We start from the raw sequence: 23,762 nt of genomic DNA on the forward strand, positions 1-23,762 counted from the left end.
CACGCTGTTGAGTTCTCAAGGAACGGACGCTTCCTTTGTACTCACTCCAGCCATTCGGCTGAGGCTTTCCTCCGGGCGCTTCCCTTCGGTGTTTCAAACTCTATCAGGTCTTTTTCTTCGCCCTGACCAGCTTCTCGCAGGCATGCGAAATTCTGATCTCAAGATGAGAGAAGAGGACTTGATGGAGACTGCCCGACTCCACAACACTCTCGCGTTGCTCGCGGGCAGGGTTACGACTGTACAGCGGGCTTGACAGCGGGGGCAAATCGAGGGTGCACCCCTGCCTCCGCCACCCGGCTCCGCCCGCACGGAACTCGGACTTTTTATGACTTACGCTGCTGAACAGTGCGCTGTGCCCGGGTAGACGGGTGACGGCGCCGTCGGACTCCGAGCCTTGGGAGGCTTGCCCATGACCCGTGTGACATCCCCTGTCTCCGGCCGTGCCATCGGACTGACCGCGGTGCCGGATCCCGTCTTCTCCGGTGCCATGGTGGGCCCCGGAACCGCGGTCGATCCCGAGCGGACGCCCGCGGAGGCGGTGGCTCCCGTCTCCGGAGTGATCGTCTCCCTCCATCCGCACGCGTTCGTGGTGGTCGACGACGAGGGGCACGGCGTGCTCACCCATCTGGGCATCGACACCGTGCAGCTCAACGGTCAGGGCTTCGAGCTGCTGGTGAACAAGGGGGACAACGTGCAGCGCGGTCAGGCCGTCGTGCGCTGGAACCCCGCCGAGGTCGAAGCGGCCGGCAAGTCTCCGGTGTGCCCGGTGGTGGCGTTGGAGGCCATGGTGGACTCCCTGTCGTCGGTGAACGAGAGCAGTGACGTGAAGGTGGGCGACACGCTCTTCGACTGGCAGTAACGGCGACAGGCAGACAACCATCGCGGCGGCGGGCCCGTCGCTTGTACGCGGAGACGGTGAGATGGAAACAACGCTGCGGGGCGTCGGCGTGAGCCACGGTGTGGCGATCGGCGAGGTACGGCACATGGGCACGGCGGTCCTCGAACCGCCCGCGAAGCAGATCCCCACCGAGGACGCCGAGCGGGAGCAGGGGCGCGCCCGCCAGGCGGTGGACGCCGTGGCGGCCGATCTGAACGCGCGGGGCAACCTCGCGGGTGGCGAGGCCCAAGCCGTGCTCGAAGCGCAGGCCCTCATGGCCCAGGACCCGGAGCTGATCGTCGACGTCGAGCGACGGATCGCGGTGGGCAGCACGGCCGAGCGCGCCGTGTACGACGCCTTCGCCTCGTACCGGGCGCTGCTGGCGGGGGCCGGCGAGTACCTCGCGGGGCGGGTGGCCGACCTCGATGACGTGCGCAACCGCATCGTCGCCCGGTTGCTGGGCGTGCCCATGCCGGGTGTGCCGGACAGTGACGAGCCGTACGTGCTGATCGCGCGGGACCTGGCGCCGGCCGACACGGCGCTGCTGGATCCGTCGTTGGTCCTGGGCTTCGTGACCGAGGAGGGCGGGCCGACGAGTCACAGCGCGATCCTGGCGCGGGCGCTCGGGGTGCCCGCCGTGGTGGCGCTGCCGGGCGCCGGGGAGCTGGCCGAAGGCGCGGTGGTCGCCGTGGACGGCAGTACCGGGGAGGTGTTCGTGGAGCCGAGCGCCGAGAAGCGGGCCGCGCTGGCGGCGATCGCGGAGGAACGCAAGGCGGCGCTGGCTTCCTCGACCGGTCCCGGCGCGACGTCCGACGGGCACAAGGTTCCGTTGCTGGCCAATGTGGGCGGGCCGGCGGACGTGCCGGCGGCGGTGGAGGCCGGTGCCGAGGGGGTCGGGCTGTTCCGCACCGAGTTCCTGTTCCTGGACGACAGCGCGAAGGCGCCGTCCGAGGAGAAGCAGGTGACCGCGTACCGGCAGGTGTTGGAGGCGTTCCCGGAGGGCCGGGTCGTCGTCCGGGTCCTGGACGCGGGAGCGGACAAGCCCTTGGACTTCCTCACCCCGGCGGACGAGCCGAATCCGGCGTTGGGGGTGCGGGGGTTGCGGTCCCTCTTGGACCACCCCGACGTGCTGCGCACCCAGCTGACCGCGCTGGCCAGGGCAGCCGAGGGACTTCCGGTGTATCTGGAGGTGATGGCGCCGATGGTGGCGGACCGGACGGATGCGAAGGCGTTCGCGGACGCCTGTCGTGCGGCGGGGTTGCGCGCGAAGTTCGGTGCCATGGTGGAGATCCCCTCGGCGGCGCTGCGGGCGCGTTCGATCCTCCAGGAGGTCGAGTTCCTGTCGCTGGGCACCAATGACCTCGCGCAGTACACGTTCGCCGCGGACCGGCAGGTGGGTGCGGTGTCGCGGTTGCAGGACCCGTGGCAGCCGGCGCTGCTGGACCTGGTGGCGCTGTCGGCGGAGGCGGCGAAGGCCGAGGGCAAGAGTTGCGGGGTGTGCGGTGAGGCTGCGGCCGATCCGCTGCTGGCGTGCGTGTTGACGGGGCTGGGCGTGACCTCCCTGTCGATGGGCTCGGCGTCGATCCCGTACGTACGGGCGGCGCTGGCCAAGTACACGCTGGCGCAGTGCGAGCGCGCGGCGGCGGCGGCCCGGGCCGCGGACACCGCCGAGGACGCGCGGAACGCGGCGCAGGCGGTGCTCTCCGGGGAGTAGTCGGTGCCGGGGCGCTCCGCCGTGCGGGCGCCCCGGTGACGGGGCCGGGTGTCAGTGGTGGGTGTGGCCGCTCGCGCCCGGGCCGATGCCGTCGATGTCGGGCGGTGCGCAGTAGTCCACGCCGGATTCCGGGGAGACGGGTTCGCCGGAGACGGCGTCGGTGCAGTAGGCGTCGAACACCTGCGCCGCGGTGAGGGGGGCGAGTCCGTCGTCGACGAGGCGCCAGCCCTGGACGCGGTCGTCGTGCCCCGGGGTGGTGGTGCGCATGACGAGGCCGCCGGGGCTCCGGGTCGCGAAGCCCGTGGCGAGCACGGTGGCGAGTTCGACCGCGGCGGCTTCGTCGGCTTCGGTGAGGCCCGTCGCGTCGCTGCGGGCCCGGAAGACGCCGAGGAGGTTTTCCGCGGGGGTGGTGACGCTGCCGACGAGGTGGTGCGCGCCGGGGCGGGCGGAGCGCAGGATGCGCAGCAGGAGGTCGGAGGCGCGGGCGAAGGCGGCCCGGCCGATGTCCTCGCCGCAGGTGGCGCACTCCCCCGCACGGGCGAGTAGGTGGGTGGCGTACTCCCAGGTGGCCTGGCGTGCGGTCTCGTCGAGGAGGTCGGGGAGCAGTTCGGCGAGGGGGCGGCCGTCGTAGGGGACGGTGGGGCCGGTGGCGGCGAGTTCGGCGGTGAAGCGGGTGCGGGAGGCGCGGGTGTCGGGGTCGATGCCGGTGCGGGCGCAGTAGGACGCGTAGTGCTCGGGGTCGAAGAGGGCGATGCTGGTGTGTTGGCCCCGGGCGTCGAGGGCGCGGAGGACGGCTTCGGTGTGGCGCAGGTAGGTGTGGTGGTCGTCGAAGGTGAAGCTGCGGTAGCGGCGCATGGCCGTGAAGTCCGCGGCGTCGGCGAGGAGGCCGAGGGTGCCGGCGATCTCGCGGCGGATCCGTTCGTTCGTGGTGGCGTGGTGGTCGGTCGGTGTCATGGTTCCCCCTGGGCACGGTCGATCGATGCTCACTCACCGTAACCGGAGGGACTGACATCGGTGCTCGGGTCGGGGTCAGGGGCGGCGGGCGGCGAGTTCCACGTAGAAGTCGAGGAGGTCGACGCGGTCGACGGAGCCGGGGTTGACGGCCCGGTCGAGTGGGGTGCCCTGGAGGAGGCGTTTGACCGGTACTTCGAGGCGTTTGCCGGTGAGGGTGTGGGGGACGGCGGGGATTTCGATGATCTCGTCGGGGACGTGGCGGGGGGAGAGGTTCTCGCGGATGGTCCGGGTGACGAGGGCGCGCAGTCGGTCGTCGAGGGCGGTGTCCGGGGCGAGGTGGACGAAGAGCGGCATCCAGTACCCGCCGTCGGCCCGTTCGACGCCGACGACGAGGGATTCCTTGATCTCGGGGAGGCGTTCGACGGCCTCGTAGATGTCGGCGGACCCCATGCGGACGCCCTGGCGGTTGAGGGTGGAGTCGGAGCGGCCGTGGATGACGACGGACCCGTGGGGGGTGAGGGTGATCCAGTCGCCGTGCCGCCAGACTCCGGGGTAGGTGTCGAAGTAGCTGTCGTGGTAGCGGTGGCCGTCGGGGTCGTTCCAGAAGTAGAGCGGCATGGACGGCATGGGCCGGGTGACGACGAGTTCGCCGACCTCGTCGAGGAGGGGTCGCCCCTGCGGGTCCCATGCCTGGAGGTCGGTGCCGAGGCCGGGTGCCTGGAGTTCGCCGATGTGGACGGGGAGGGTGGGCACCGCGCCGGCGAAGCAGGAGCAGACGTCGGTGCCGCCGCTGACGGAGGCGATCCACAGGCCGCCGTCGCGGTCGGCGAACTCGTCGTGCAGCCAGCGGAAGCCGTCGGGGGGCAGCGGGGAGCCGGTGGTGGCGACGCAGCGGACGCGGCTGAGGTCGTGGTCGCGGGCCGGGTGCACGTCGGCCTTGCGGCAGGCCATCACGTAGGCGGCGGAGGTGCCGAAGAAGGTGGCGGCGGTCTGTTCGGCGATGCGCCACTGGGCACCGGTGTCGGGGTGTCCGGGGCTGCCGTCGTACAGGACGATCGTGGTGCCGGTGAGGAGCCCGGAGACGAGGAAGTTCCACATCATCCAGCCGGTGGACGTGTACCAGAAGAAGCGGTCGTCGGGGCCGAGGTCGCAGTGGAGCCCGAGTTGTTTGTAGTGCTCCAGGAGGATGCCGCCCTGGGACTGGACGATCGCCTTGGGCAGTCCGGTGGTGCCGGAGGAGTACAGCACCCACAGGGGGTGGTCGAAGGGGACCGGGGCGAAGTCCGGTGCGGTGTCGTCGGCGGTGAGGTCCGCCCACTCCAGGGCGCCGTCGGGGGCGGGGGTGCCGAGCAGGGGGACGTGGACGACGGCGCGCAGGGTCGGCAGCTGGGCCCGGAGTTCGGCGACGGTGTCGGTGCGGTCGTGTTCCTTGCCCCCGTAGCGGTAGCCGTCGACGGTGAAGAGGACGACGGGTTCGACCTGTTGGAAGCGGTCGAGGACGCTGCGGGCGCCGAAGTCGGGGGCGCAGGAGGTCCACACGGCGCCCACGGTGGCGGTGGCGAGGAGGGCCACGACGGCCTGCGGGACGTTCGGGAGGTAGCCGCTGACCCGGTCGCCCGGGCGGACCCCGAGGTCGCGCAGCGCGGCGGACAGCGAGCCGACCTGGCGGCGTAGCTCGGCCCAGGTCACCGGGGCGGGGCCGTGGGTCTCGTCGACGTGGAGGAGGGCGGGTTCGGCGGGGCGGTCGGCGGCGGCTCGCAGGGCGTGTTCGGCGTAGTTGAGGGTGGCGCCCGGGAACCAGGTCGCGCCGGGCATCCGGCGGGTGCCGAGCACCTGGGTGGGGGGCGTGGTGAAGCGGACGTCGAACCATTCGGCGACGGCCTGCCAGAAGGTGTCGAGTGCGTCGACGGACCAGCGGTGCAGGGCCGGGTACCCGCCGTGGGCGGGGGCGCCGTGGTGGGCGGCGGCCCAGGTCTGGAAGCGGGTGATCCGGGCGGACTCCACGGTCCGCCGGTCGGGCTGCCAGAGCGGTGGGGTGTTCGCTGAGGACGAGGACATGGTCGGTGCTCCCCTGCCGTGTGCTGGGTGTGGGCGTCCTCGGCGCACGGTGGGTGGTGTGCGCCTCGGCGGCTGAGGGGGACGATGCCATGTGATCGACTCGGGCACCAGGGCGGGACGCGCCGGTGAGGAGTGGTGGTGTCCCGGGTGAACGGGGGCTGAACGCGCCACGTTGCCCGTGGGCGCGGTGGCAGGGTGATCGTCATGGATGGTCGTGGCCTGTTGCGGTCGGTGAAGGCACTTGGTGCGGGGGGACCGTCGCTGGGGCTGCGTGCGGTGCGCGCGGCGCTGCGCCGACGGCGGGTGGACGCGTCCGCCCTGGCGCCGCGGGGGGCGGAGCGGGCGCGGGTGCCGGGAGCGGTGACGGACGTGGCGTCGGGTCCGGGCGGGGGTGTCATCCGGTTCGCCCGTTCGGAACTGCGGCTGCTGGTCACGGTGACGGGGGCGGTGTTCTGGGGCTGGGACGGTGCCGGTCCCGAGCCGTCGTACGCCTTGTGCGGCGCGGCGCCGGAGGCCGATCCGCGCGTCATGTTGGAGCCGGACAAGGACGGTGGGTGGCGGGTGGTGTCGGAGCGGATCACGGTCGCGGTGTCGCGGTACGGGGGGATCGAGGTCCGTACGCCGGGCGGGGTGGTGCTGCGCCGGGTCGAGCCGCCGCGCTGGTGGGAGTCGGCCGGGGGCGGGGTGTCGCGGTGGGTGCAGCGGGCGGAGGTGGCGGCGGACGCGCGGTTCTTCGGGCTCGGGGGGCGGGCGGCGGGGCCGCGGCTGGTGGACGGGACGTACCGGTTGTGGAACACCGATCCGGGGGGTTCGTTCGGGCCGGGTGACGACCCGTTGTCGATCACGATGCCCGTGCAGTGGGTGGTGGCGGACGGCGGGACGCACCTGGTCTTCCACGACACGACGTGGGACGGGTCGGTCTCGCTCCAGGAGGGCGAGGAGGGGGACGGGTCGGGGCACGACCGGCCGGGGACGGTGGAGCTGCGCTGTGACGGGGGGCCGTTGCGGTGTTGGGTGGTGGTGGGCGCGCCGGCCCGGGTGCTGCACACCTGGGTGTCGTTGACGGGGGCGCCCGCGGTGCCGCCCGGGTGGGCGCTCGGGTACCAGCACGCGCGGTGGGGGTTCGGGAGTGCGGCCGAGGTGCGGCGGACGGTCGCCGGGTACCGGGAGCGGGGGTTGCCGTTGGACGCGGTGCACCTGGACATCGACCATCTGGACGGGCACCGGGTGTTCACGGTGGACCGGCGGCGGTTCCCGGAGTTGCCGGAGTTGGCGCGGGAGCTGGCGGCGGACGGGGTGCGGTTGGTGTCGATCGTCGATCCGGCGGTGAAGGCGGAGCCGGGGAACCCGGTGTTCGAGTCGGGGCGGGCCGTGGGGGCGTTCGTGCGGGACGCGACCGGGCGGGAGGTGGTCGGCACGGTCTGGGCGGGTGAGTCGGTGTACCCGGACTTCACGGATCCGGGGGTGCGTGCGTGGTGGGGTGACTGGTACGGGGAGCGGTTGGGTCAGGGGTTCGCGGGGTTCTGGCACGACATGAACGAACCGGTGTCGTTCGCGGCGTTCGGCGAGCGGACGTTGCCCCGGTCGGCGCGGCACGCGTTGGAGGGGCGGGGCGGGGACCACCGGGAGGCGCACAACGTGTACGCCCTGGGGATGGCGCGGGCTGCCTACGAGGGGGTCCGGCGGCTGCGTCCGGCGGAGCGGCCGTTCTTGTTCTCGCGGTCGGGCTGGGCGGGGATGCAGCGGTACGGGGGCACCTGGTCGGGGGACGTGGCGACGGGGTGGCCGGGGTTGCGCGCGTCGTTGGCGTTGGTGCTGGGGTTGGGGTTGTGCGGGGTGCCGTACTCCGGGCCGGACGTGGGGGGCTTCACGGGGAGTCCGTCTCCCGAGTTGTACCTGCGGTGGTTCCAGTTGGGTGCGCACCTCCCGTTGTTCCGTACCCATTCGGCGCTGCGGGCGGGGCGGCGGGAGCCGTGGGCGTTCGGCGAGGAGGTGGTGGAGCACGCGCGGGCGGTGCTGCTCGAACGGCGGCGGTTGGCCCCGTACTTGATGACGTTGGCGCAGTTGGCGGCGCGCACGGGGGCGCCCTACGTGCGTCCGTTGTGGTGGGGTGCTCCGGAGGACCGGGCGTTGCGGGACTGCGGGGACGCGTTCCTGTTGGGTGACGCCCTGTTGGTCGCGCCGGTGGTGGAGCCGGGGGTGGACCGGCGGGCGGTGCAGCTGCCGGCGGGCACCTGGTACGACGCGGTGAGTGGCGTGGCGTTCACGGGGCCGGGGCGGGTGCGGGTGGCGGCGCCGTTGTCGCGGGTGCCGGTCCTGGTGCGGGCGGGTGCGGTGGTGCCGGTGCGCGGGGCTGACGGCGGGGTGGAGTTGGAGGTGTGGCCTCCCATGCGTGGGGGTACGGGAGGCGGTCTGGTGGTGGCGGACGCCGGTGACGGGTGGGGGGCGTCCGAGGTGGAGCGTTTCACCACGCGGTGGCGGGGTGACCGGGTGGTCGTGGAGCGTGAGGGCGGTGGCCCGGTGGGGTATCCGGTCCGGCTGCGGGAGGTGTGAGCCGGACCGGCTCAGCCGTGGCGGCCCTCGAACCACGCCTTGGCGGCCAGGGTGTGGAGGGGGAAGGCGAGTTCCGTGGGGCGGCGCAGCAGGTGCCACCCTTCCGTCTCGTCCGTGGGCACGGAGGGGGGCAGTTCGGACGCGGGTCGTTCGGGGAGGGCTCCGAAGAGGACGAGGTACCCGTCGGGTGCGCTGAGCACGTGGGCAATGCGCACGTCCCTGGCCGCGGCGTCGATGCCGGTCTCTTCCTTGAGCTCCCGGACGAGGGCCTCGCGCCAGTCCTCGTGGTGGTCGATGAACCCGCCGGGCAGGGCTATGCCGCCGAGGGCGGGGGCCACCGTGCGGGTGATGACGACCAGGGCGGTGCCCTGATCGTCGTAGACGGGCTGGAGGGCCACCGCCACGGGCAGGGGGTTGCGGTACGTCGTGGTGCCGCAGGTGGCACACCCCCTGGGCCAGCCGGATGCCTCGGCGGCGAAGGGGGCGCCACAGCTCGAACAGTGGGAGTCCCGTACGGGGTTGGTGGTGTGGTGCTGGGAATCGGACACGCGCGGACTGTATCCGATCGCCCGGGGCGGACGGCGCGCCGTCCCGGGTGCGGGCGGTACGGCCGTCGGACCGTGCGGTGGGGTTGGCCGGAACCACCCCCGTCGGTCCCGGCCAACCCCACCGATAAGACCGGACGCAGTTCGGGGGTGTGCGGTTCTGCCGCCCGGGGCCGAATTTCGTCGTTCGTGCGTCGTTCGCCGACCGTCGTGTGGAGGTGCCCGACGGTCGGTGGCGCCCGGTCCCGTCAGGTGGTGGCGGTCTGGCGCGTCACCTCGCCGACGGTCAGGGCGTGTTCGACGACCTCGATGAGGACTTCCTTTGCGGAATCCCGGTGCCGGACGTCGCACAGGACGACGGGAACGGAGTCGTCGAGGTCGAGTGCTTGGCGCACCGAGTCGGCGGGGTAACGGTCGGCTCCGTCGAAGCAGTTGACGCCGACGATGAAGGGGATGCTGCGCCGTTCGAAGTAGTCGACGGCGGCGAAGCAGTCCTCCAGGCGGCGGGTGTCGGCGAGGACGACGGCGCCGAGCGCCCCGGTGGCCAGTTCGTCCCAGAGGAACCAGAAGCGGTCCTGTCCGGGGGTGCCGAAGAGGTAGAGCACCAGGTCCTGGCGGAGGGTGATGCGGCCGAAGTCCATCGCCACGGTGGTGGTGTTCTTGCCCTCGACGCCGTGGGTGTCGTCGACCGGGCGGCCGGCTTCGCTGAGGGTCTCCTCGGTGCGCAGTGGCTTGATCTCGCTCACCGCGCCGACCAGGGTGGTCTTGCCCACGCCGAAGCCGCCCGCCACCAGGATCTTGAGGGTGACGGGTTCTATGGGGGCCTTGCCCCGCTCAGTACGCCCCAGGACCATCGGATTCGTCTCCTGCCTCAGTGGTGTGGGGCGGCGGGGGACCGTATCCTCCGCCGCCAGGTGTTTCGATGACGAGTACGTCGCCGGGGCGGACGGCGACCGTGTCGCTGCCGTCCAGGTGCAGGACCGTACCGTCCGGGTGTTCGACCCGGTCGGTGCCGCAGGCGCCCGGGGCACCGCCGGCGAGACCGTAGGGCGGGACCCTGCGGTGTTGGGAGAGGGTGGAGACGGTCATGGGCTCCCGGAACGTGATGCGGCGCACGGCTCCGTCGCCGCCGTGCCAGCGACCGGCGCCGCCGCTGCCGTGCCGGACGGAGAACTCCTCCAGGAGGACGGGCAGGCGCCACTCCAGGACCTCCGGGTCGGTGAGCCGGGAGTTGGTCATGTGGGTCTGGACGACGGACGTTCCGTGGAAGCCGTCCCCGGCGCCGGAGCCGGAGGCGATCGTCTCGTAGTACTGGTGGCGGTCGTTGCCGAAGGTGACGTTGTTCATCGTGCCGGAGCCCTCCGCCTGGACGTTCAGGGCGGCGTACAGGGCGCCGGTGATGGCCTGTGAGGTCTCCACGTTGCCCGCGACGACGGCGGCCGGGGGGCGCGGGGCGAGCAGCGAGCCGGGTGGGACGACGATGCGCAGGGGGCGCAGGCTGCCGTCGTTGAGGGGGATGTCCTCGGCGACGAGGGTGCGGAACACGTAGAGCACGGCCGCGACGACCACGGCGGACGGGGCGTTGAAGTTGGTCGTCAGCTGGGGGGACGTGCCGGTGAAGTCGACGGTGGCCGCGCGGGCTGCGCGGTCGACGGTGACCCGTACCCGGATGACGGCGCCCGAGTCGGTCTCGTACGTGTGGGCGCCGTCCCGGAGGGTGTCGATCACCCGGCGGACGGATTCCTCGGCGTTGTCCTGGACGTGGCGCATGTACGCCTGGACGACGTCGAGGCCGAAGTCGTCGATGACGCGGCGGACCTCGTCCACGCCCTTGTGGTTCGCGGCGATCTGGGCGCGCAGGTCGGCGAGGTTGGTGTCGGGGTCGCGGGAGGGGTGGGTCGCCGTGGTGAGCAGGCGGAGGGTTTCCGCCTCGCGGAAGCGGCCGTCCTCGGTGAGCAGCCAGTCGTCGAAGAGGACGCCCTCCTCGGCGAGGGTGCGGCTGTCGGCGGGCATGGAGCCGGGGGCGGTGCCGCCGATCTCGGCGTGGTGTCCGCGCGAGGCCACGAAGAAGAGCGGGGCCCCGGGGGGCTGTGCTCCGGCGTCGGCGTCGGTGGGGCGGGCGAAGACGGGGGTGATGACGGTGACGTCGGGCAGGTGGGTGCCGCCGTGGTAGGGGTCGTTGACCGCGTAGGCGTCGCCGGGGCGCATGGTGCGGCCACGGCGGCGGATGACCTCCTTGACGCTGGTGCCCATCGATCCCAGGTGGACGGGGATGTGCGGGGCGTTGGCCACGAGGTCGCCCTCGGGGTCGAAGAGGGCGCAGGAGAAGTCGAGGCGTTCCTTGATGTTGACGGACTGCGCGGTGGACTCCAGCCGGGCGCCCATCTGTTCCGCGATGGACATGAAGAGGTTGTTGAAGACCTCCAGGAGCACCGGGTCGGCGGTGGTGCCGGCGCGGGAGTCCTCGGGTGCGGTGGTGCGTTCCAGGACCAGGTGGCCCGCCGGGTGCGGGGTGGCCCGCCATCCGTCGTCGACGACGGTGGTCGCGCCGTCCTCGGTGATCAGTGCGGGTCCGGTGACGACGAGGCCCGGTGACAGGCGGGCGCGGCGGTGCAGCGGGGCCCGTCGCCAGGCTCCGCCGGTGTGCAGGGTCGCCTCGGCGGGGGGCTCGGGGGCGGTGACGGGCGGGGCGAGACAGGACAGGTCGGGGGGATCGGTGGGGCCCACGGCCTCCACCGAGACGGACTCGATGACGATCGGGCGGTCCAGGGCGAAGGAGTACACGGCGCGGTGGCGGTCCTCGAAGGCCCGGGCCATCGCGTCCGGTTCCCCGAGGTCGACGGCGAGGGTGGTGTCCGTGCCGTCGTAGCGCAGGTGGGCGCGCCGGGTGACGCGAACGTCCGCGTCGGGGACGCCTTCGGCCAGCAGTTCGGCGCGGGCGGTCGCTTCCAGGGCGTCGGCGGTGTCGCGCACCCGGGGGGTGGTGGCCGGGGCCAGGGGTGCTTCGACGGACTGTTCGCGTAGGGCGGCGAGGTCGGCGAGGCCGATGCCGAGGGCGGACAGCACGCCCGCCAGGGGTGGTACGAGGACGGTGCGGATGCCGAGCGCGTCGGCGACCCGGCAGGCGTGCTGTCCCCCGGCGCCGCCGAAGGTGGTCAGGGCGTAGCGGGTGACGTCGTGGCCCTGTTGGACGGAGATGCGGGTGACGGCGTTGGCGATGTTGGCCACGGCGATGCGCAGGTATCCCTCGGCGACCTGTTCCGGGGTGCGGTCGTCGCCGGTGCGGCGGGTGATCTCGGCGGCGAGCGCGGCGAAGCGGTGGCGGACGAGTGCGCCGTCGAGTGGTTGGTCGCGGTGGGGCCCGAACACCTGGGGGAAGTGGTCGGGCTGGATGCGGCCGAGCATCAGGTTGGCGTCGGTGACGGTGAGCGGTCCCCCGGCGCGGTAGCAGGCGGGGCCGGGGTCGGCGCCGGCGGAGTCGGGGCCGACGCGGTAGCGGCTGCCGTCGAAGTGGAGGACGGAGCCGCCGCCGGCGGCGACGGTGTGGATGTCGAGCATGGGGGCCCGCAGTCGCACTCCGGCGACGGTGTGACTGAGGACGCGTGGGTAGGTGCCGGCGTAGTGGGAGACGTCGGTGGACGTGCCGCCCATGTCGAACCCGATGACGCGGTCGTGGCCGGCGAGTTCGGACATGCGGGCCATGCCGACGATGCCGCCCGCCGGTCCGGACAGGACGGCGTCCTTGCCGCGGAACCGGGTGGCGTCGGTGAGTCCCCCGTTGGACTGCATGAACAGCAGGCGTCCGCGGGGCACGTCCAGTGCCTCGCCCAGGCGCTGGACGTAGCGGCGCAGCACCGGCGAGAGGTAGGCGTCGGCGACGGTGGTGTCGCCGCGGGGGACCAGCTTCATCAGGGGGCTGACCTCGCTGGACAGGGAGATCTGGGGGAAGCCGATGCGGGCGGCGAGTTCACCGACGCGCTGTTCGTGTTCGGGGTACAGGTGGCTGTGGAGCAGGACGACGGCGACGGCGCGGACGCCGTCGGCGCGGGCGGCGCGCAGCGGTCCTTCGAGGGCGTCGAGGTCGGGCTGGCGCAGTACCTGGCCCTGGGCGGTGACGCGTTCGTCGACCTCGATGACGCGCTCGTGGAGCGGGGCCGGCAGGACGATCTCGCGGGCGAAGATGCGGGGCCGGTCCTGGTAGCCGATGCGCAGGGCGTCGCGGAACCCCCGGGTGATGACGAGGGCGGTGCGTTCCCCGGTGCGTTCGAGCAGGGCGTTGGTGGCGACGGTGGTGCCCATGCGCAGGGACGCGATCGTGGGCGCGGCCGGGGCGGGTCCGGGGTGCTGCGGACGCTCTGCGGGTTCCGGGTGCGCTGCTCGTTCCGGGTGCACTGCTGCTTCTGCGTGTGCGGCGAGGAGGAGCCGGATGCCCTCGACGGCGGCGTCGGTGTCGGGGGTCCCGGGGCCGGGGTCGCCGGGGGTCCCTCCGGGTCCCGCGGGGTCGCGGGGCCGTGCGGAGAGGACCTTGCGGGTGACGAGGCTCCCGTCGGGCCTGCGCGCGACGACATCGGTGAAGGTGCCACCGCGGTCGACCCAGAACTGCCAGCCCGTCACGTCGTTCTCCCCGCTGCCGTGCTGCTCAGAGGGCCCTCAGGCCGCTGATCACGTCGCGCAGGATACTCGCGTCCGGCAGCTCGGCGGGTGGCACGGGGCGTGTCACGTGCACGAGTTCGTCTTCGACGAGGTCACCGATCAGGACGCGGACCACGCCGATCGGAAGGTCCAGTTCCGCCGCGAGTTCGGCGACGGACTGCGGCGTGTCGCGGCACAGTTCGATGATGTCGACGTGTTCCGGGGAGAGTGACTGGTCGGCCTCCGGGTTGGCTACGTGGGACTCGGTGAGCACCACCGCGATCAGATCGAGGCGGTGTTGGTTGGCGCTGGTGGTGCGGCCCCGGGTCATCGCGTACGGACGTACCACGGGGCCGGCGTCGTCATCGAACCAGTGGGGGGTTCCCTGACCGTCTGCGCTCATGCAGTCCCACTACCCGCCAGGGGACGGTTCGGTGCGCGGAGCGGCCCCCAAGTGCGCGCCGACCCGCTTCACGAGCAGGGTCATCTCGTAGGCGACCTGACCCACGTCGGAGTCCGCGTCGGACAGGACGGCGAGGCAGCTGCCGTCTCCGGCGGCGGTGACGAAGAGGAACGCCTCGTCGAGTTCCACGACGGTCTGGCGGACGCCGCCCGCGTCGAAGTGGCGGCCCACGCCCTTGGCCAGGCTGTGGAAACCGGAGGCCACCGCTGCGAGGTGCTCGCTGTCCTCCCGGGTCAGTCCCTGCGACACACCGGTCGGCAGGCCGTCACCGGACAGGACGAGCGCCTTCCGGATGCTGGCGACCCGCTGGACGAGTTCGTCGAGCAGCCAGTTGAGGTCGGAGTTCTCCCCAGTCGCGATGTGGCCGTTGGCCTGTGGTGCGGTCATCGACCGTCCCCCTCAGATGTGGTTCCGTGTGCTGTGCCGCCCCGGGCGGTGTCGCCCTCGGCGTTCTCTTCGCGGCCGCGGGCCCACCCTCGTTGGAGCGAGGCCATGCGGCTGCGTACTTCGTCGGCGTCCCGCTCTTCGGGCGCCGGTCGGGTGCGATCGCTGCGCAGGTCCGGTCCCTGTCTGAGCTGGGGCGCGAGATTGGCCTGGCGGACCCGGCGCGGGAGGCCGCCGGTCGGGGGCTCCGCCGTGGGACCGTCCGGGGCGGGGCGCCGTCGGTCCGTGGGGGTGCGGTCCCGTCGGGGCAGGGTGGCTCCGCCGCGTGCGGTGGCGTCGCCGGCCGGGGGTTGGATGCTTCGTACGGCGTCACCGCCGGGCGCGGGGGTGCTCGTGGTGGCCTCCGGGAAGCGGCGTCTGCGCGGGAGGTCCGGCGGGGTGCCGGGGCCGGTGCGTGCGGTGGTCCGCTCCGCGCCGGGTTCGGGGGTGCGGGCTCCGGCTTCGACGACCGGGCGGCCGTGGGAGCTGACGAGCTTGGGGGCGCGGCGGCGCTGGAGGTCCGGTTCGGCTTCGCGGTACTCGTCCGGCGCGCGGTGCCGTCCGGGCGGGGGCGTGTGGTCGTCCGGGGCGCCGAGTCGGCCGGTGAAGACCTCGATGTCGTCGGCGGAGCCGATGGGGGCCGCCACTTCGGCGGGGCCGTCCAGGACGGAGGCGGGCAGTCCGGGGAGCGTTCCGGTGCCCTGGGCCGGGGTTGCGGCACGGCCGCCCGTCCTGGCCTCGGCGAGGACGCGTCCGGCGCGGACCCCGACGCCGTCGGTGTCGCCGTCCGGCGCCGCGTCGGTGAGCAGGACGTCGGGCAGGAACACGACGGCGGTCGTGCCGCCGTACGGCGACGGTTGGAGCGCGACGCGGACGTTCTGGCGCTGGGCGAGTCGGCTGATGACGAACAGACCCAGGCGGTCCGTGTCGGACAGTTCGAACTCCGGGGTCTCGGCGAGCCGGAGGTTGGCGTCGAGCAGCGCCTCGGAGGTCATGCCCAGTCCCCGGTCGTGGATCTCCAGGGTGAAGCCGTTGGCCACGTACTCGCCGTGCACCTGGACCGTGGTGTGCGGCGGGGAGAACACCGTGGCGTTCTCCAGGAGTTCGGCGACCAGGTGGGTGACGTCGGCGACGGCGGGGCCGGTGACGGCGATCCTGGGCAGTCGGCGGACGGCGATGCGCTCGTAGTCCTCGACTTCGGCGACGGAGGCGCGGACGACGTCCATCAGCTGCACGGGCTTGCGCCACTGGCGGGAGGGAGCGGCGCCGGAGAGGATCACCAGACCTTCCGCGTGGCGGCGCATGCGGGTGGTGAGGTGGTCGATGCGGAAGAGGTCGGCGAGTTCGTCGGTGTCCTCGGTGCGACGCTCCATGGCGTCCAGCAGCGTGAGCTGCTTGTGGAGCAGGACCTGGCTGCGGCGGGCGAGGTTGACGAAGACCTCGGAGACGCCGTGGCGCAGTTCGGCCTGTTTCACCGCGGCTTCGACGGCGGCCCGCTGGAGGATGTTCAGGGCGAGTCCGACCTGGCCGATCTCGTCCTTGCCGTACTCGAGGCGCGGGGCTTCGGTGTTGACGTCGATCTTCTCGCCCGAGGCGAGGCGCCGCATGACGCCCGGGAGCCGGACGCCGGACGCCTCGGTGGCCTCCAGTCGCAGCTGGCGCAGGTCGCGGATGAGTCCGCGGCCGATGCGCACGGAGAGGAACACCGAGAACAGCAGGGCGATCAGACCGAGGACGCCCGCGATGACGGCCCGGGCGATGACCCCGACGGCGATGGGGTGGACCCGGTCCTGGTAGCGGTCGTTGGCGGCGGCGTTGCGGTCGGCGAGGTTGTCGAGGACGCCCTCGGTGGCCTCGTTCCACTCGCCCGCGGAGACCATGGTGGGCACGCCGGGGGCGGCGGCGCCGACGGACTGTTCGGCGACCCGGAGCGCGGCGGTCTCGTCCTCGTGCCAGTAGTTGACGTAGCGCTCGCGTTCCGAGGCCGGGAGCAGCGTCAGGTTGACCTCGTACAGCAGTTCCCGCTGGGCGACCAGGTCGGAGATGGTGCGGATCTCGTGGCGGGTGAGGCTGCGGGCGACGAGCGCGGAGCCGAGGAGGGCGTCCTCCCGGGAGAGGAGTTCGCGGGCGCGGGCGATGCCGACGAGGGCGCGGCCCTGCTTGTCCATCTCCGGGTCGTCCAGGCCGTGCACGGTCATCACGAGCGCGTAGCTGGGGTCGATCAACAGGTTGTAGAGGTCGAGGGCGGTGGTCCGGCTGACCGTGCCCTCCTCGACGGCGTGCCGCACCGATTCGATGCCGTCGAGGGCTTCGAGGAGGGCGGTGAGGCGACCGCGGGACTCGGCGTCGAGGTCGTCGGCGACACCGGAGGCCCGGGTGTTCTTGCGGACCTTCGCGACGAGTTCGTCCGTACGTTCCCGGACGCGGTGCAGATCGGTCAGGGCGTCGCTGGAGCTGGCGTCCGCGAGGTAGACCATGGACTGGCGGCGCTCCTCCTGGATGGCCTGGACCATGTCCTCGATCGGATAACCGATCTTGTCGACCACCTCGGCGACCGTCAGCAGTTGGACCGCCTCACGGCTCGTGATCACGGTGGAGAAGCCCCACAGCGCGGTGAGCGAGACCAGCGGCACCAGCAACAATGCCACGATCTTCCGGCGGATCGATCTCCCGCGAAAGCGCATGGCCTCCCCCTACTTCGAACCCCCGTGCCGGGGGTAAACAGGCGCGTCAAGAAACGGCGTGAGCCTACTACTGACGTAGCCACTTCTCGAAGACGTGTCCGGATAATTGTTCCCGACGGGACCCGCGATACATCATCAGTTGTCCACCTATGATGGGAGATTGCCGCCCAGACCGGCGCACACGTCTCCGCCTCCGATCCCTCCGCTCAGCGAGATCAGTTGGCTGGAAACGTACGGTATGCGGGAATCTTCACGTGCACTCGTGCGTCTTCCTTACGGAGGCGGGGCGCGGGGTGACGCCTTCGAAGTGGCCGGTGCGAAGGGGAGCCGGCGTTCATGAGCGGGGTGCGAGCGGGCCGCCGGATCACCGTGTGGTCACAACGGCCCCGCGCCGCCGTCGGGCGGCATAAAACAGAGCAAGACGGGCACGACATGGTTGTCGACGGCTGCGGCACCGGCGGACGGACCCGTGGACGGTGGGGAGTGACGAGGTCATGAAGACGGCAGAGCGGCGGACGCCGACCGGGTGGAAGACCCCGGTGGAGCGTTCGGACGCGGACGGTGGAGTCGGGGCGACCGCCCGGGTCCATCGGGTGGACGACTCGGCGGGGGTCACATCGCCCCGCCCCAAACCCCTGTGGGTCGAGGAACCCGCGCACCGGTACCGGATGGCCGATCCGGTGCGCACGGCGGCCGTGCGGGCCGTACTGATCGTATCGGTCACCCTGATCCAGGCCATGGTGGCGTTCTTCTGCACGCTCGCCGAGTCGTGGCTGGCGTTCCCGATGGTGCTGAGCAGCATCCTGAGCACGGTGGTCGCCACCTGGAGCGTGCTCGACGTCTGGGTGACGCGCCAGGTGTGGAAGCAGCGCCACGGCGTGGTCTCCACGCCCAGCAGCACGGCGCGGGCCCTGCGGCGCGAGCGGCGCCGGGTGGGGAAGCAGGAGCGGCGGGCCGAGCGGGCCCGGGCGCGCCAGGAGCGGCGCGGGGGCCGGCCGGAGCAGCTGTCCCACTCGTAGCCCTGGTGAGGGCCCCGGTGCCCGCGCCGCCCTGCGCGGCGCGGGCACCGGGCGTCAGGCCGTGGGGGCCGGGCGCTTGTACATCCGGGTCGCGGTGATCTCCCCGTGCACGCCCTCGTCCGACGCACTGGCCCGGGGCAGTCCGGGACGCAGGTGCTCCTCGACGCTGATGTACTTCAACCCGGCCCGCAGGTCGGCGTCGTTGCGCAGCCTGATGACCAACGGGAACTCCGCGAGGGCCGTGGTGTCGAAGAGTCCCGTGGTGTACAGGAGCTGGACCCCGAGCGCGTCCGACACCGCGCGCTGGAGCTCCAGCAGATACGTGGCGTTGGCCCGGCCGATGGGGTTGTCGAGGAACAGGGTGCCGGCGTGGCGGTGCTTGTCGTGGCCCCGGTCGTTGGAGCGCAGCGCGGCCATCGTGCAGTAGAGGGCGATCGCCGCGGTCAACAGCTGGCCGCCGGAGAACACGTCGCCCATCTGTCCGACCGGCACCCGCTCCGCGCGCAGGACGGCGTCCGGCTTGAGGATCTCCACCGCGATCCCCCGGGGCTCCAGGGCGGCCCCCACCCCGCGCAGCAGCAGGGACATCCCGTCCCGCCGGAGGTCCGCGTTCTTGCGGACGGCGGCACGGGTCGCCTCGTCGATCACCTCGCCCAGCCGTTCGACCAGGGTGGCCTGGTCGGGCTCCTCGAAGCGGATGCGCAGGAACTCCTGCCCCGACCACTCGCCGAGCCCCTCGGGGAGGCGGGACAGGCGCTGCGCCGAGCGCAGGGTCGCCAGGGCCGACTCCACGAGCCCGCGTAGCCGGTCCACGATCGAGTCGCGGTTGCGCTCCAGTTGGGCCAGTTCGTCGGTGAGCACCCGCAACCGGGGCGCGAACGCGTCGGCCCACTTCTGGGCGTGCTCGGGCAGCGCGGCGGCGGGCAGTTCGCGGATCTGCTGGCGGGCCGGGGTGCGGACCTGCTCGTACCGGGTGGAGTTGGCGTGCCGCACGAGGACGTCGCTGGCCTCGCGCACGGCGCCGTCGGCCGCCGAGAGGTCGGTGGCGCAGCCGCGCAGCGAGCGGCGGGTCTCGGCGGCGGCGGTGCGGGCCTGGTCCAGGCTGCCCGGGTAGGGCTCGGCCTCCTCGGCGGCGGACTCGTCGTCGTGGTGGTCGCGCAGCAGGTCCCGCAGGAGTGCCGCGGTCTCGTCGAAGCCCCCGGCGGCGTCCTGGGCCGTGCGGTGGGCCCGGAGCAGTTCGCCGTGCGCGTCGCGGGCCCGGTGCAGTGCCTCCGTGCGGGCCGCGAGGTCGGCGGTCGCGGCGCGCAGCAGGATCTGGGCGTGGTCGACGCTGGTGGGGGTCTTGGCGTCGGGCAGCTCGGTGTGGGCCTCGGCGTCCTCGGGCGCGAGGCGTTCCGCGTCGCCCCGCAGCCGCCCGAGTTGCTCACTGGCCGCGGATACCCGGTTCTCCAGCAGCTGCACCAGTTCTTCGGCGCGGGCGGCGGCGGCCTGCCGGGAGGGGCCGTCGGCGCCGTCCGGGGACTGGAGGAGTTGTTCGGCCCGGGCGCGGACCTTGTTGGTGAGGCGGTCGAGTTCGGTGAGGGCGGCGCTCTCGTCGCTCTCGGCCCGGGCCTGTTCGGCCCGCAGGTCGGCGCCGACGCCGACCTTCTCGTACACCTGGGAAGCGGCGCGGTACGCCTCCCTGAGCGCGGGCAGCGATGCCTTCGGTGCGGCCGGGGCGCTGTCGTCCTGCTCCTGGGGGTCCTCGGGGGCGCCGGCGATGTCGGTGCGTTCGGCACGCAGGGCGCGGGCCGTGCGGCGGGCGTCGTCGGCGGCCCGCTGGGCGGCGCGGCGGTCCTCGTCGGCGGCGCGGGCGCGGTCGAGGCAGTGCTGGGCCCGGGCCTCCGACTCGACGGCCTCGTCGGAGAGCTCGCGCACCTTCACCTGCCAGGCGGCGCGTTCCCGCAGCCGGAAAGCAAGACCGGCGAGGGCGTCGGCCGCACGGCGGGCGCGCTGGGCCGTCTCCTGGCGCTCCTCGCGGACCCGGGCGGCCTCGGCGGCGGTCTCCTCGGCCTCCGCGCGCTCGGTGCGGGCCTCGGCCAGTTCGGCTTCGGCCTCCTCGGCGAAGGTCCGGGCCTGCTGGGCGGCGTCAGCGAGTTCGGTGAGGCGGCCGGCGGGGCAGCCGGTGCGCCAGGAGGCGAGGCGGGAGGCGAGTTCGCGGTCCTTGCCGAGGCGCGCGGCGAGGGCCCTGATCTCCTCGTCCCGCCGGGTGGCGCGCGTCCGTAGGGCCCGGCGTTCCTCGTCTGCGGCGTGCTCGTCGTGCATGGCCGGGTTCGGCGGGACCAGGAACACCGCGGTGTCGGCGGCGTCCTCGGCGGCGCCGGCCGGCGGGGTGGGGGCGAGCAGGGCCGCGGCGGTGCCCACGGCGACCGTGGAGCGCGGCAACAGGGCGGCGCCGGCGAGCGCCTCGCGGGCGCGGGCGTGGGTGTCGGGGTCGGTGATGACGACCCCGTCGACGAGTTCCGGGCGGGCGGCGAGCACCCGGGCGTGGTCGGCGGGGTCGACGGCCTGGGCGAGGTAGCGCCAGCCGGGGAGGGCGGGGATGCCCTGTTCGCCGAGGAACTCCACGGTGGCGAGGACGTCGGGGCCGGGCGGCAGCAGTCCGCCGTCGCCGAGGGCGCCGAGGATGCGGGAGTCGTCGGCGGCGGCGGTCCGCAGGTCGAAGAGGTGCCGCTCGGCCGCGGTCACGCCCTCGTCCAGGAGGCCGCGCAGATCGTCGGCGACGTGGTCGAGCTGCTCGACCGTGAGCGGGCCCGTCGTGCCGGAGGCGGCGTCCTCGTCCGGGTCCGGGGCGGCGGCACCGCCCGCGCGGCGGCGGGGAGCCTCGCTGCCGACCGGCGCTGAGGGCGCCCGGCGCGGCTGCGGGACGCCCGGGGCGTCCCCGGGGCGGGGCGGGGCGCCGGGCAGGCCGAGGAGTTCGGTGAGGCGTTCCTCGGCGGCGAGTGCCTCGACGGTCAGCTGCTCGGCCTCGTGGTCACGGCGGGCGGCGTGCGCGGCGTCGGCGGCGCGGGCGGCGGTGAGTTCGGCGCGGGACTCCGCGGCGGCGGCCTCGCGGGCGCGTTCGGCGGCCCGGCGGGCGGACTCCCGTGCGGTGTCCCAGGCGGCGACGGCGGACTTCTCCGCATCGCTGGCGGCGAGTGCGGCCCGCGCCGGGTCGGCGTCCGGGGCGGTGTCGTCCAGCCAGCCGGCGCGCACGGCTTCGGCGGTCTCCTGCTCCACCTCGGCGAGGCGCTGGCGCAGGTGGCCCACCTCGCTGCGGGCGCGCTGGGCTTCGGTGGCGGCGGCCGTGGCGTCCCGGTGGGCGGCCTCGCCCGCTTCCTGGAGGGCGGTGGAGCGTTCCTCGCCCTCGTTGGCCAGGGCCTCGGCCTCCTCGGCGGCGGTGTGCAGCACCCGGACGAGGTCGGCTGCGGCCCGGGCGCGGGCGGCCAGCGCGGGGGCGGCGTCGCGTTCGGCTTCGAGGATCGCGGCGGCGACCCTGGCGGAGCGGTCGGCGGCGGCGCGGTGCCGCAGCACGGCTTCCGCGCCCTGCCAGGCGGCGTGCAGGGTACGGGCGTCGGCGACCTCGCGCTTCTGCGCCGCCGTGGCCTTCTCCGCCCGGACCAGCGCCAGGGAGGCGTGCCGGAAGGCGAGTTCGGCGGCGATCAGATCGGTGCGGGCGCGCCCCTGTTCGGCTTCGCTGACGGTCTGCTCGGCTGCGGTGACCCGCTGGGCGAGGTCCGCGGTGCGCAGCCGTTCGGCGGCGGCGCGGGCCGAGAGGCCGCGGAGCAGGGTGCGGGTGCGTCGTTCGGCGGCGCCGTGGACGTCGCGGGCCCGGGCCCGGGTCTCCGCGGCGTCCACGATCCGGCCGAGGAGGTCGACGGAGCCCGCGGTGAAGTCGCGTTCGGCGATGAGTTCGGCACGGCGGCCGAGCTTGTTGCCGAAGCCGCTGACGAGGTCGGCGAGTCCGTCGGTGTCCCGGGTGTCGGTGACCGCGCGCAGCAGCAGGTCGGTGAAGTCGGAGTCCTTCTTGACGGCGAACAGTCCGGCGGCTTCGCCCTCGTCGGCGTTCATCTCGCGCTGGTAGCGGAAGAGTTCGGGGTCGAGGCCCAGTTCGCCGAGGTGTTCCGTCCAGCGTTCGTGGGTCTCCTCCCAGTGCACGTCGAGGTGCGGGTACGCCTTGCCCGCCTCGGTGAGGGCGTCGCGGAACCCCTTCATGGTGCGGCGGCGGCCCCGGGCTCCGGAGACTCCTTCGACGGGCGGGCGGACGGCGGTCGACTCGGCGACGGGCAGGTTGTCCAGGCTGAGGCCGGGGCCGGGGCGCAGGGAGTACCAGGCCTCGGCGAACTTGCGGGGGTCGTTGGAGACCTGCCGGCCGCGCCATTCGCTGACCTTGCCGACGACCACGCACTCGCCGGTCAGGGTGTGCTGCCACTCCAGGGCGACGTGCCCGCAGTCGTCGGCGAGCAGGAACTTGCGCAGCACTCCGGAGCTGGCTCCGCCGAGGGTGTTGCGGTGGCCCGGGAGCATCACCGAGAAGATCAGTTTGAGGAGGACGGACTTGCCGCCCCCGTTCTCCAGGAACAGCACGCCCGCGGGCGCGGGGCGGCGCGGCGGCCCGACCGGCTCCTCCTCGAAGAACTCCGCCTGGGTGGGGGCGGGGTCGGGCACGGGGGCGCCGACTCCGCGCAGGTCGAGCACGGTGTCGGCGTAGCGCGCACCGGCCGGCCCGATCGAGTAGAGGCGGACCCGGGACAGCTCGTACATGGCGGCGGACTCTCGTCGAGAACGTGGACGTGGGGGGCGATCGTGGCGGACCTGCCGCGGGGACGACGGGCTGCCGTCCGGTCAGGTCAGGTCAGGTCAGGTCAGGTCAGGAGTGGAACGGGAGGCCGGCGTCGGCGACGAGTTCCAGGTCGTCGGCCTGGTCGGCGGGCAGCAGGGTGGCGGTGCCGTCGGTGACGGGGACCACGCCGAGGTCGAGCAGTTCGGCCATCGCGGCGCCGCCCGCCAGGTCGCGGACCTGGAGCTGGTAGCGGGCGGTGGTGCGGAAGGTGCCGCCGGCGTCGTCCCCGGTGCGCTGGAGGAAGCCCGAGTCGGTGAGGAAGGCCACCGCCTTGGCGACGATCCCGGTGGTGGACCCGGCGAGTCTGCGGGCGTCCTTGGTGGCGCCGGTGGAGCTGCGGCGCGCCCAGGTCCGCCAAGCGGCCTCCAGGCCGGGCTCGCCGGACGCGGGGTCGGTGTTCTCGCCCTCCTCCGCCGCGCGCTCCTCCAGTCGTCGGCACGCCTGCCGGACGAAGGCGTCGACGCCGTTGACGGTGACCCTGCCGATGTATCCGTCGTCGACGAGGTCCTCGGGCCGGGGGAAGGCCAGTGCGGCGACGGCGAGGTGGGCGAGGCCGTGCAGGAAGCGGTCGGTGGAGTCGGCAGCGGTGCGGCGGGCGTAGTCGCCCATCCGGACCGCGAAGACGGAGTCCTCGGCGGCGGTGACGGCCATGCCCGCGCGGGGGGACACCTCCAGGACGACCAGGCCGAGGCCGGTGGCGACGGCGTCCGCGAGCCGGGCGAACGCGGGGTCCTCGCGGTAGCGGCGCAGCAGTTCGGCGTACTCCTGGTCGCGGGCGGGCTGGAGTTTGGGCTGGAGTCCGAAGGCGACGAGCCGGGCGGCGTCAGCGGTGTCCGCGGGGGTGACGGGGGCGGGGGCCGCGGCGTGCTGCCGGTCCTCCGGCTCGCTCCACGCGGCGGTGTCTGCGTGGTGGTCGCTCACGGCTGGTACTCCTCGATCGGGTGGTTCGTGGTGCCGGTGGGGCGGGTGGAACGGAGGG

The 23,762-nt window shown here is 73.4% G+C and carries 14 protein-coding genes; 4 read left to right on the forward strand and 10 right to left on the reverse strand.

The features are described 5' to 3' along the window. Window positions 1-409 precede the first annotated feature (409 nt). Both ACFWIA_RS05840 and ptsP read left to right on the forward strand, forming a co-directional pair. Window positions 410-859 (forward strand): PTS glucose transporter subunit IIA, encoded by a 450-nt coding sequence (locus ACFWIA_RS05840; RefSeq protein WP_387000780.1) that lies wholly within the window; start codon window positions 410-412, stop codon window positions 857-859. Between the two features lie 61 nt (window positions 860-920). Next, window positions 921-2,591, forward strand: coding sequence for a phosphoenolpyruvate--protein phosphotransferase (ptsP, locus tag ACFWIA_RS05845; protein WP_387000782.1), 1,671 nt, complete (start codon window positions 921-923; stop codon window positions 2,589-2,591). Window positions 2,592-2,642: 51 nt separating this feature from the next. Here ptsP and ACFWIA_RS05850 read toward each other — a convergent pair whose 3' ends face one another. Both ACFWIA_RS05850 and ACFWIA_RS05855 read right to left on the reverse strand, forming a co-directional pair. Then, on the reverse strand, window positions 2,643-3,545 hold the full coding sequence (locus ACFWIA_RS05850; RefSeq protein ID WP_387000784.1) for a hypothetical protein: 903 nt from the start codon (window positions 3,543-3,545) through the stop codon (window positions 2,643-2,645). A 75-nt stretch (window positions 3,546-3,620) separates the two neighbouring features. Then, on the reverse strand, window positions 3,621-5,603 hold the full coding sequence (locus ACFWIA_RS05855; RefSeq protein WP_387000786.1) for an acetoacetate--CoA ligase: 1,983 nt from the start codon (window positions 5,601-5,603) through the stop codon (window positions 3,621-3,623). Between the two features lie 204 nt (window positions 5,604-5,807). Here ACFWIA_RS05855 and ACFWIA_RS05860 point away from each other — a divergent pair, with 204 nt between their 5' ends. Beyond that, window positions 5,808-8,156 carry a TIM-barrel domain-containing protein gene (locus tag ACFWIA_RS05860; protein ID WP_387000788.1) on the forward strand — a complete coding sequence of 783 codons (2,349 nt, stop codon included), beginning with the start codon at window positions 5,808-5,810 and terminating at the stop codon, window positions 8,154-8,156. An 11-nt stretch (window positions 8,157-8,167) separates the two neighbouring features. On the opposite strand, the gene ACFWIA_RS05865 is transcribed toward ACFWIA_RS05860, so the two are convergent. The 6 genes from ACFWIA_RS05865 to ACFWIA_RS05890 form a co-directional block, all read right to left on the reverse strand. Then, on the reverse strand, window positions 8,168-8,704 hold the full coding sequence (locus ACFWIA_RS05865) for an NUDIX domain-containing protein (RefSeq protein ID WP_387000789.1): 537 nt from the start codon (window positions 8,702-8,704) through the stop codon (window positions 8,168-8,170). Between the two features lie 245 nt (window positions 8,705-8,949). Next, entirely contained in the window at window positions 8,950-9,555 is a 606-nt protein-coding gene (locus ACFWIA_RS05870; RefSeq protein ID WP_387000791.1) for an ATP/GTP-binding protein, read from the reverse strand. Beyond that, window positions 9,536-13,315, reverse strand: coding sequence for a hydantoinase B/oxoprolinase family protein (locus ACFWIA_RS05875; RefSeq protein WP_387000793.1), 3,780 nt, complete (start codon window positions 13,313-13,315; stop codon window positions 9,536-9,538). The genes ACFWIA_RS05870 and ACFWIA_RS05875 overlap by 20 nt, the downstream gene beginning before the upstream one ends. A gap of 25 nt (window positions 13,316-13,340) precedes the next feature. Next, entirely contained in the window at window positions 13,341-13,736 is a 396-nt protein-coding gene (locus ACFWIA_RS05880; RefSeq protein WP_385494087.1) for a DUF742 domain-containing protein, read from the reverse strand. Between the two features lie 9 nt (window positions 13,737-13,745). Beyond that, the gene (locus tag ACFWIA_RS05885; RefSeq protein WP_385494088.1) at window positions 13,746-14,183 is read right to left on the reverse strand and encodes a roadblock/LC7 domain-containing protein; all 438 of its coding nucleotides are present in this window, start codon (window positions 14,181-14,183) and stop codon (window positions 13,746-13,748) included. Further along, the gene (locus tag ACFWIA_RS05890; RefSeq protein ID WP_387000795.1) at window positions 14,180-16,903 is read right to left on the reverse strand and encodes a nitrate- and nitrite sensing domain-containing protein; all 2,724 of its coding nucleotides are present in this window, start codon (window positions 16,901-16,903) and stop codon (window positions 14,180-14,182) included. Before ACFWIA_RS05890 ends, ACFWIA_RS05885 begins: the two co-directional genes overlap by 4 nt. A gap of 494 nt (window positions 16,904-17,397) precedes the next feature. Between ACFWIA_RS05890 and ACFWIA_RS05895 the strand changes: the two genes are divergently transcribed. Beyond that, window positions 17,398-17,922: a hypothetical protein gene (locus tag ACFWIA_RS05895; protein ID WP_387000797.1), complete on the forward strand. Its 525-nt coding sequence runs from the start codon at window positions 17,398-17,400 to the stop codon at window positions 17,920-17,922. Window positions 17,923-17,976: 54 nt separating this feature from the next. On the opposite strand, the gene ACFWIA_RS05900 is transcribed toward ACFWIA_RS05895, so the two are convergent. Both ACFWIA_RS05900 and ACFWIA_RS05905 read right to left on the reverse strand, forming a co-directional pair. Next, a complete protein-coding gene (locus ACFWIA_RS05900; protein ID WP_387000799.1) occupies window positions 17,977-22,704 on the reverse strand; it encodes a hypothetical protein in 4,728 nt (1,575 codons plus the stop codon). 106 nt (window positions 22,705-22,810) lie between these two features. Further along, window positions 22,811-23,704 (reverse strand): hypothetical protein, encoded by an 894-nt coding sequence (locus ACFWIA_RS05905; protein ID WP_387000800.1) that lies wholly within the window; start codon window positions 23,702-23,704, stop codon window positions 22,811-22,813. Window positions 23,705-23,762 lie beyond the last annotated feature (58 nt).

Source organism: Streptomyces sp. NPDC127068 (genome assembly GCF_042724695.1).
GTDB lineage: Bacteria > Actinomycetota > Actinomycetes > Streptomycetales > Streptomycetaceae > Streptomyces.

What these genes read in the sequence shown, in the direction of transcription:
- ACFWIA_RS05840 (WP_387000780.1), top strand. Translation starts at nt 410, where the DNA reads ATGACCCGTGTGACATCCCCTGTCTCCGGCCGTGCCATCGGACTGACC.
- ptsP (WP_387000782.1), top strand. Translation starts at nt 921, where the DNA reads ATGGAAACAACGCTGCGGGGCGTCGGCGTGAGCCACGGTGTGGCGATC.
- ACFWIA_RS05850 (WP_387000784.1), bottom strand. Translation starts at nt 3,545, where the DNA reads ATGACACCGACCGACCACCACGCCACCACGAACGAACGGATCCGCCGC.
- ACFWIA_RS05855 (WP_387000786.1), bottom strand. Translation starts at nt 5,603, where the DNA reads ATGTCCTCGTCCTCAGCGAACACCCCACCGCTCTGGCAGCCCGACCGG.
- ACFWIA_RS05860 (WP_387000788.1), top strand. Translation starts at nt 5,808, where the DNA reads ATGGATGGTCGTGGCCTGTTGCGGTCGGTGAAGGCACTTGGTGCGGGG.
- ACFWIA_RS05870 (WP_387000791.1), bottom strand. Translation starts at nt 9,555, where the DNA reads ATGGTCCTGGGGCGTACTGAGCGGGGCAAGGCCCCCATAGAACCCGTC.
- ACFWIA_RS05880 (WP_385494087.1), bottom strand. Translation starts at nt 13,736, where the DNA reads ATGAGCGCAGACGGTCAGGGAACCCCCCACTGGTTCGATGACGACGCC.
- ACFWIA_RS05885 (WP_385494088.1), bottom strand. Translation starts at nt 14,183, where the DNA reads ATGACCGCACCACAGGCCAACGGCCACATCGCGACTGGGGAGAACTCC.
- ACFWIA_RS05890 (WP_387000795.1), bottom strand. Translation starts at nt 16,903, where the DNA reads ATGCGCTTTCGCGGGAGATCGATCCGCCGGAAGATCGTGGCATTGTTG.
- ACFWIA_RS05895 (WP_387000797.1), top strand. Translation starts at nt 17,398, where the DNA reads ATGAAGACGGCAGAGCGGCGGACGCCGACCGGGTGGAAGACCCCGGTG.
- ACFWIA_RS05900 (WP_387000799.1), bottom strand. Translation starts at nt 22,704, where the DNA reads ATGTACGAGCTGTCCCGGGTCCGCCTCTACTCGATCGGGCCGGCCGGT.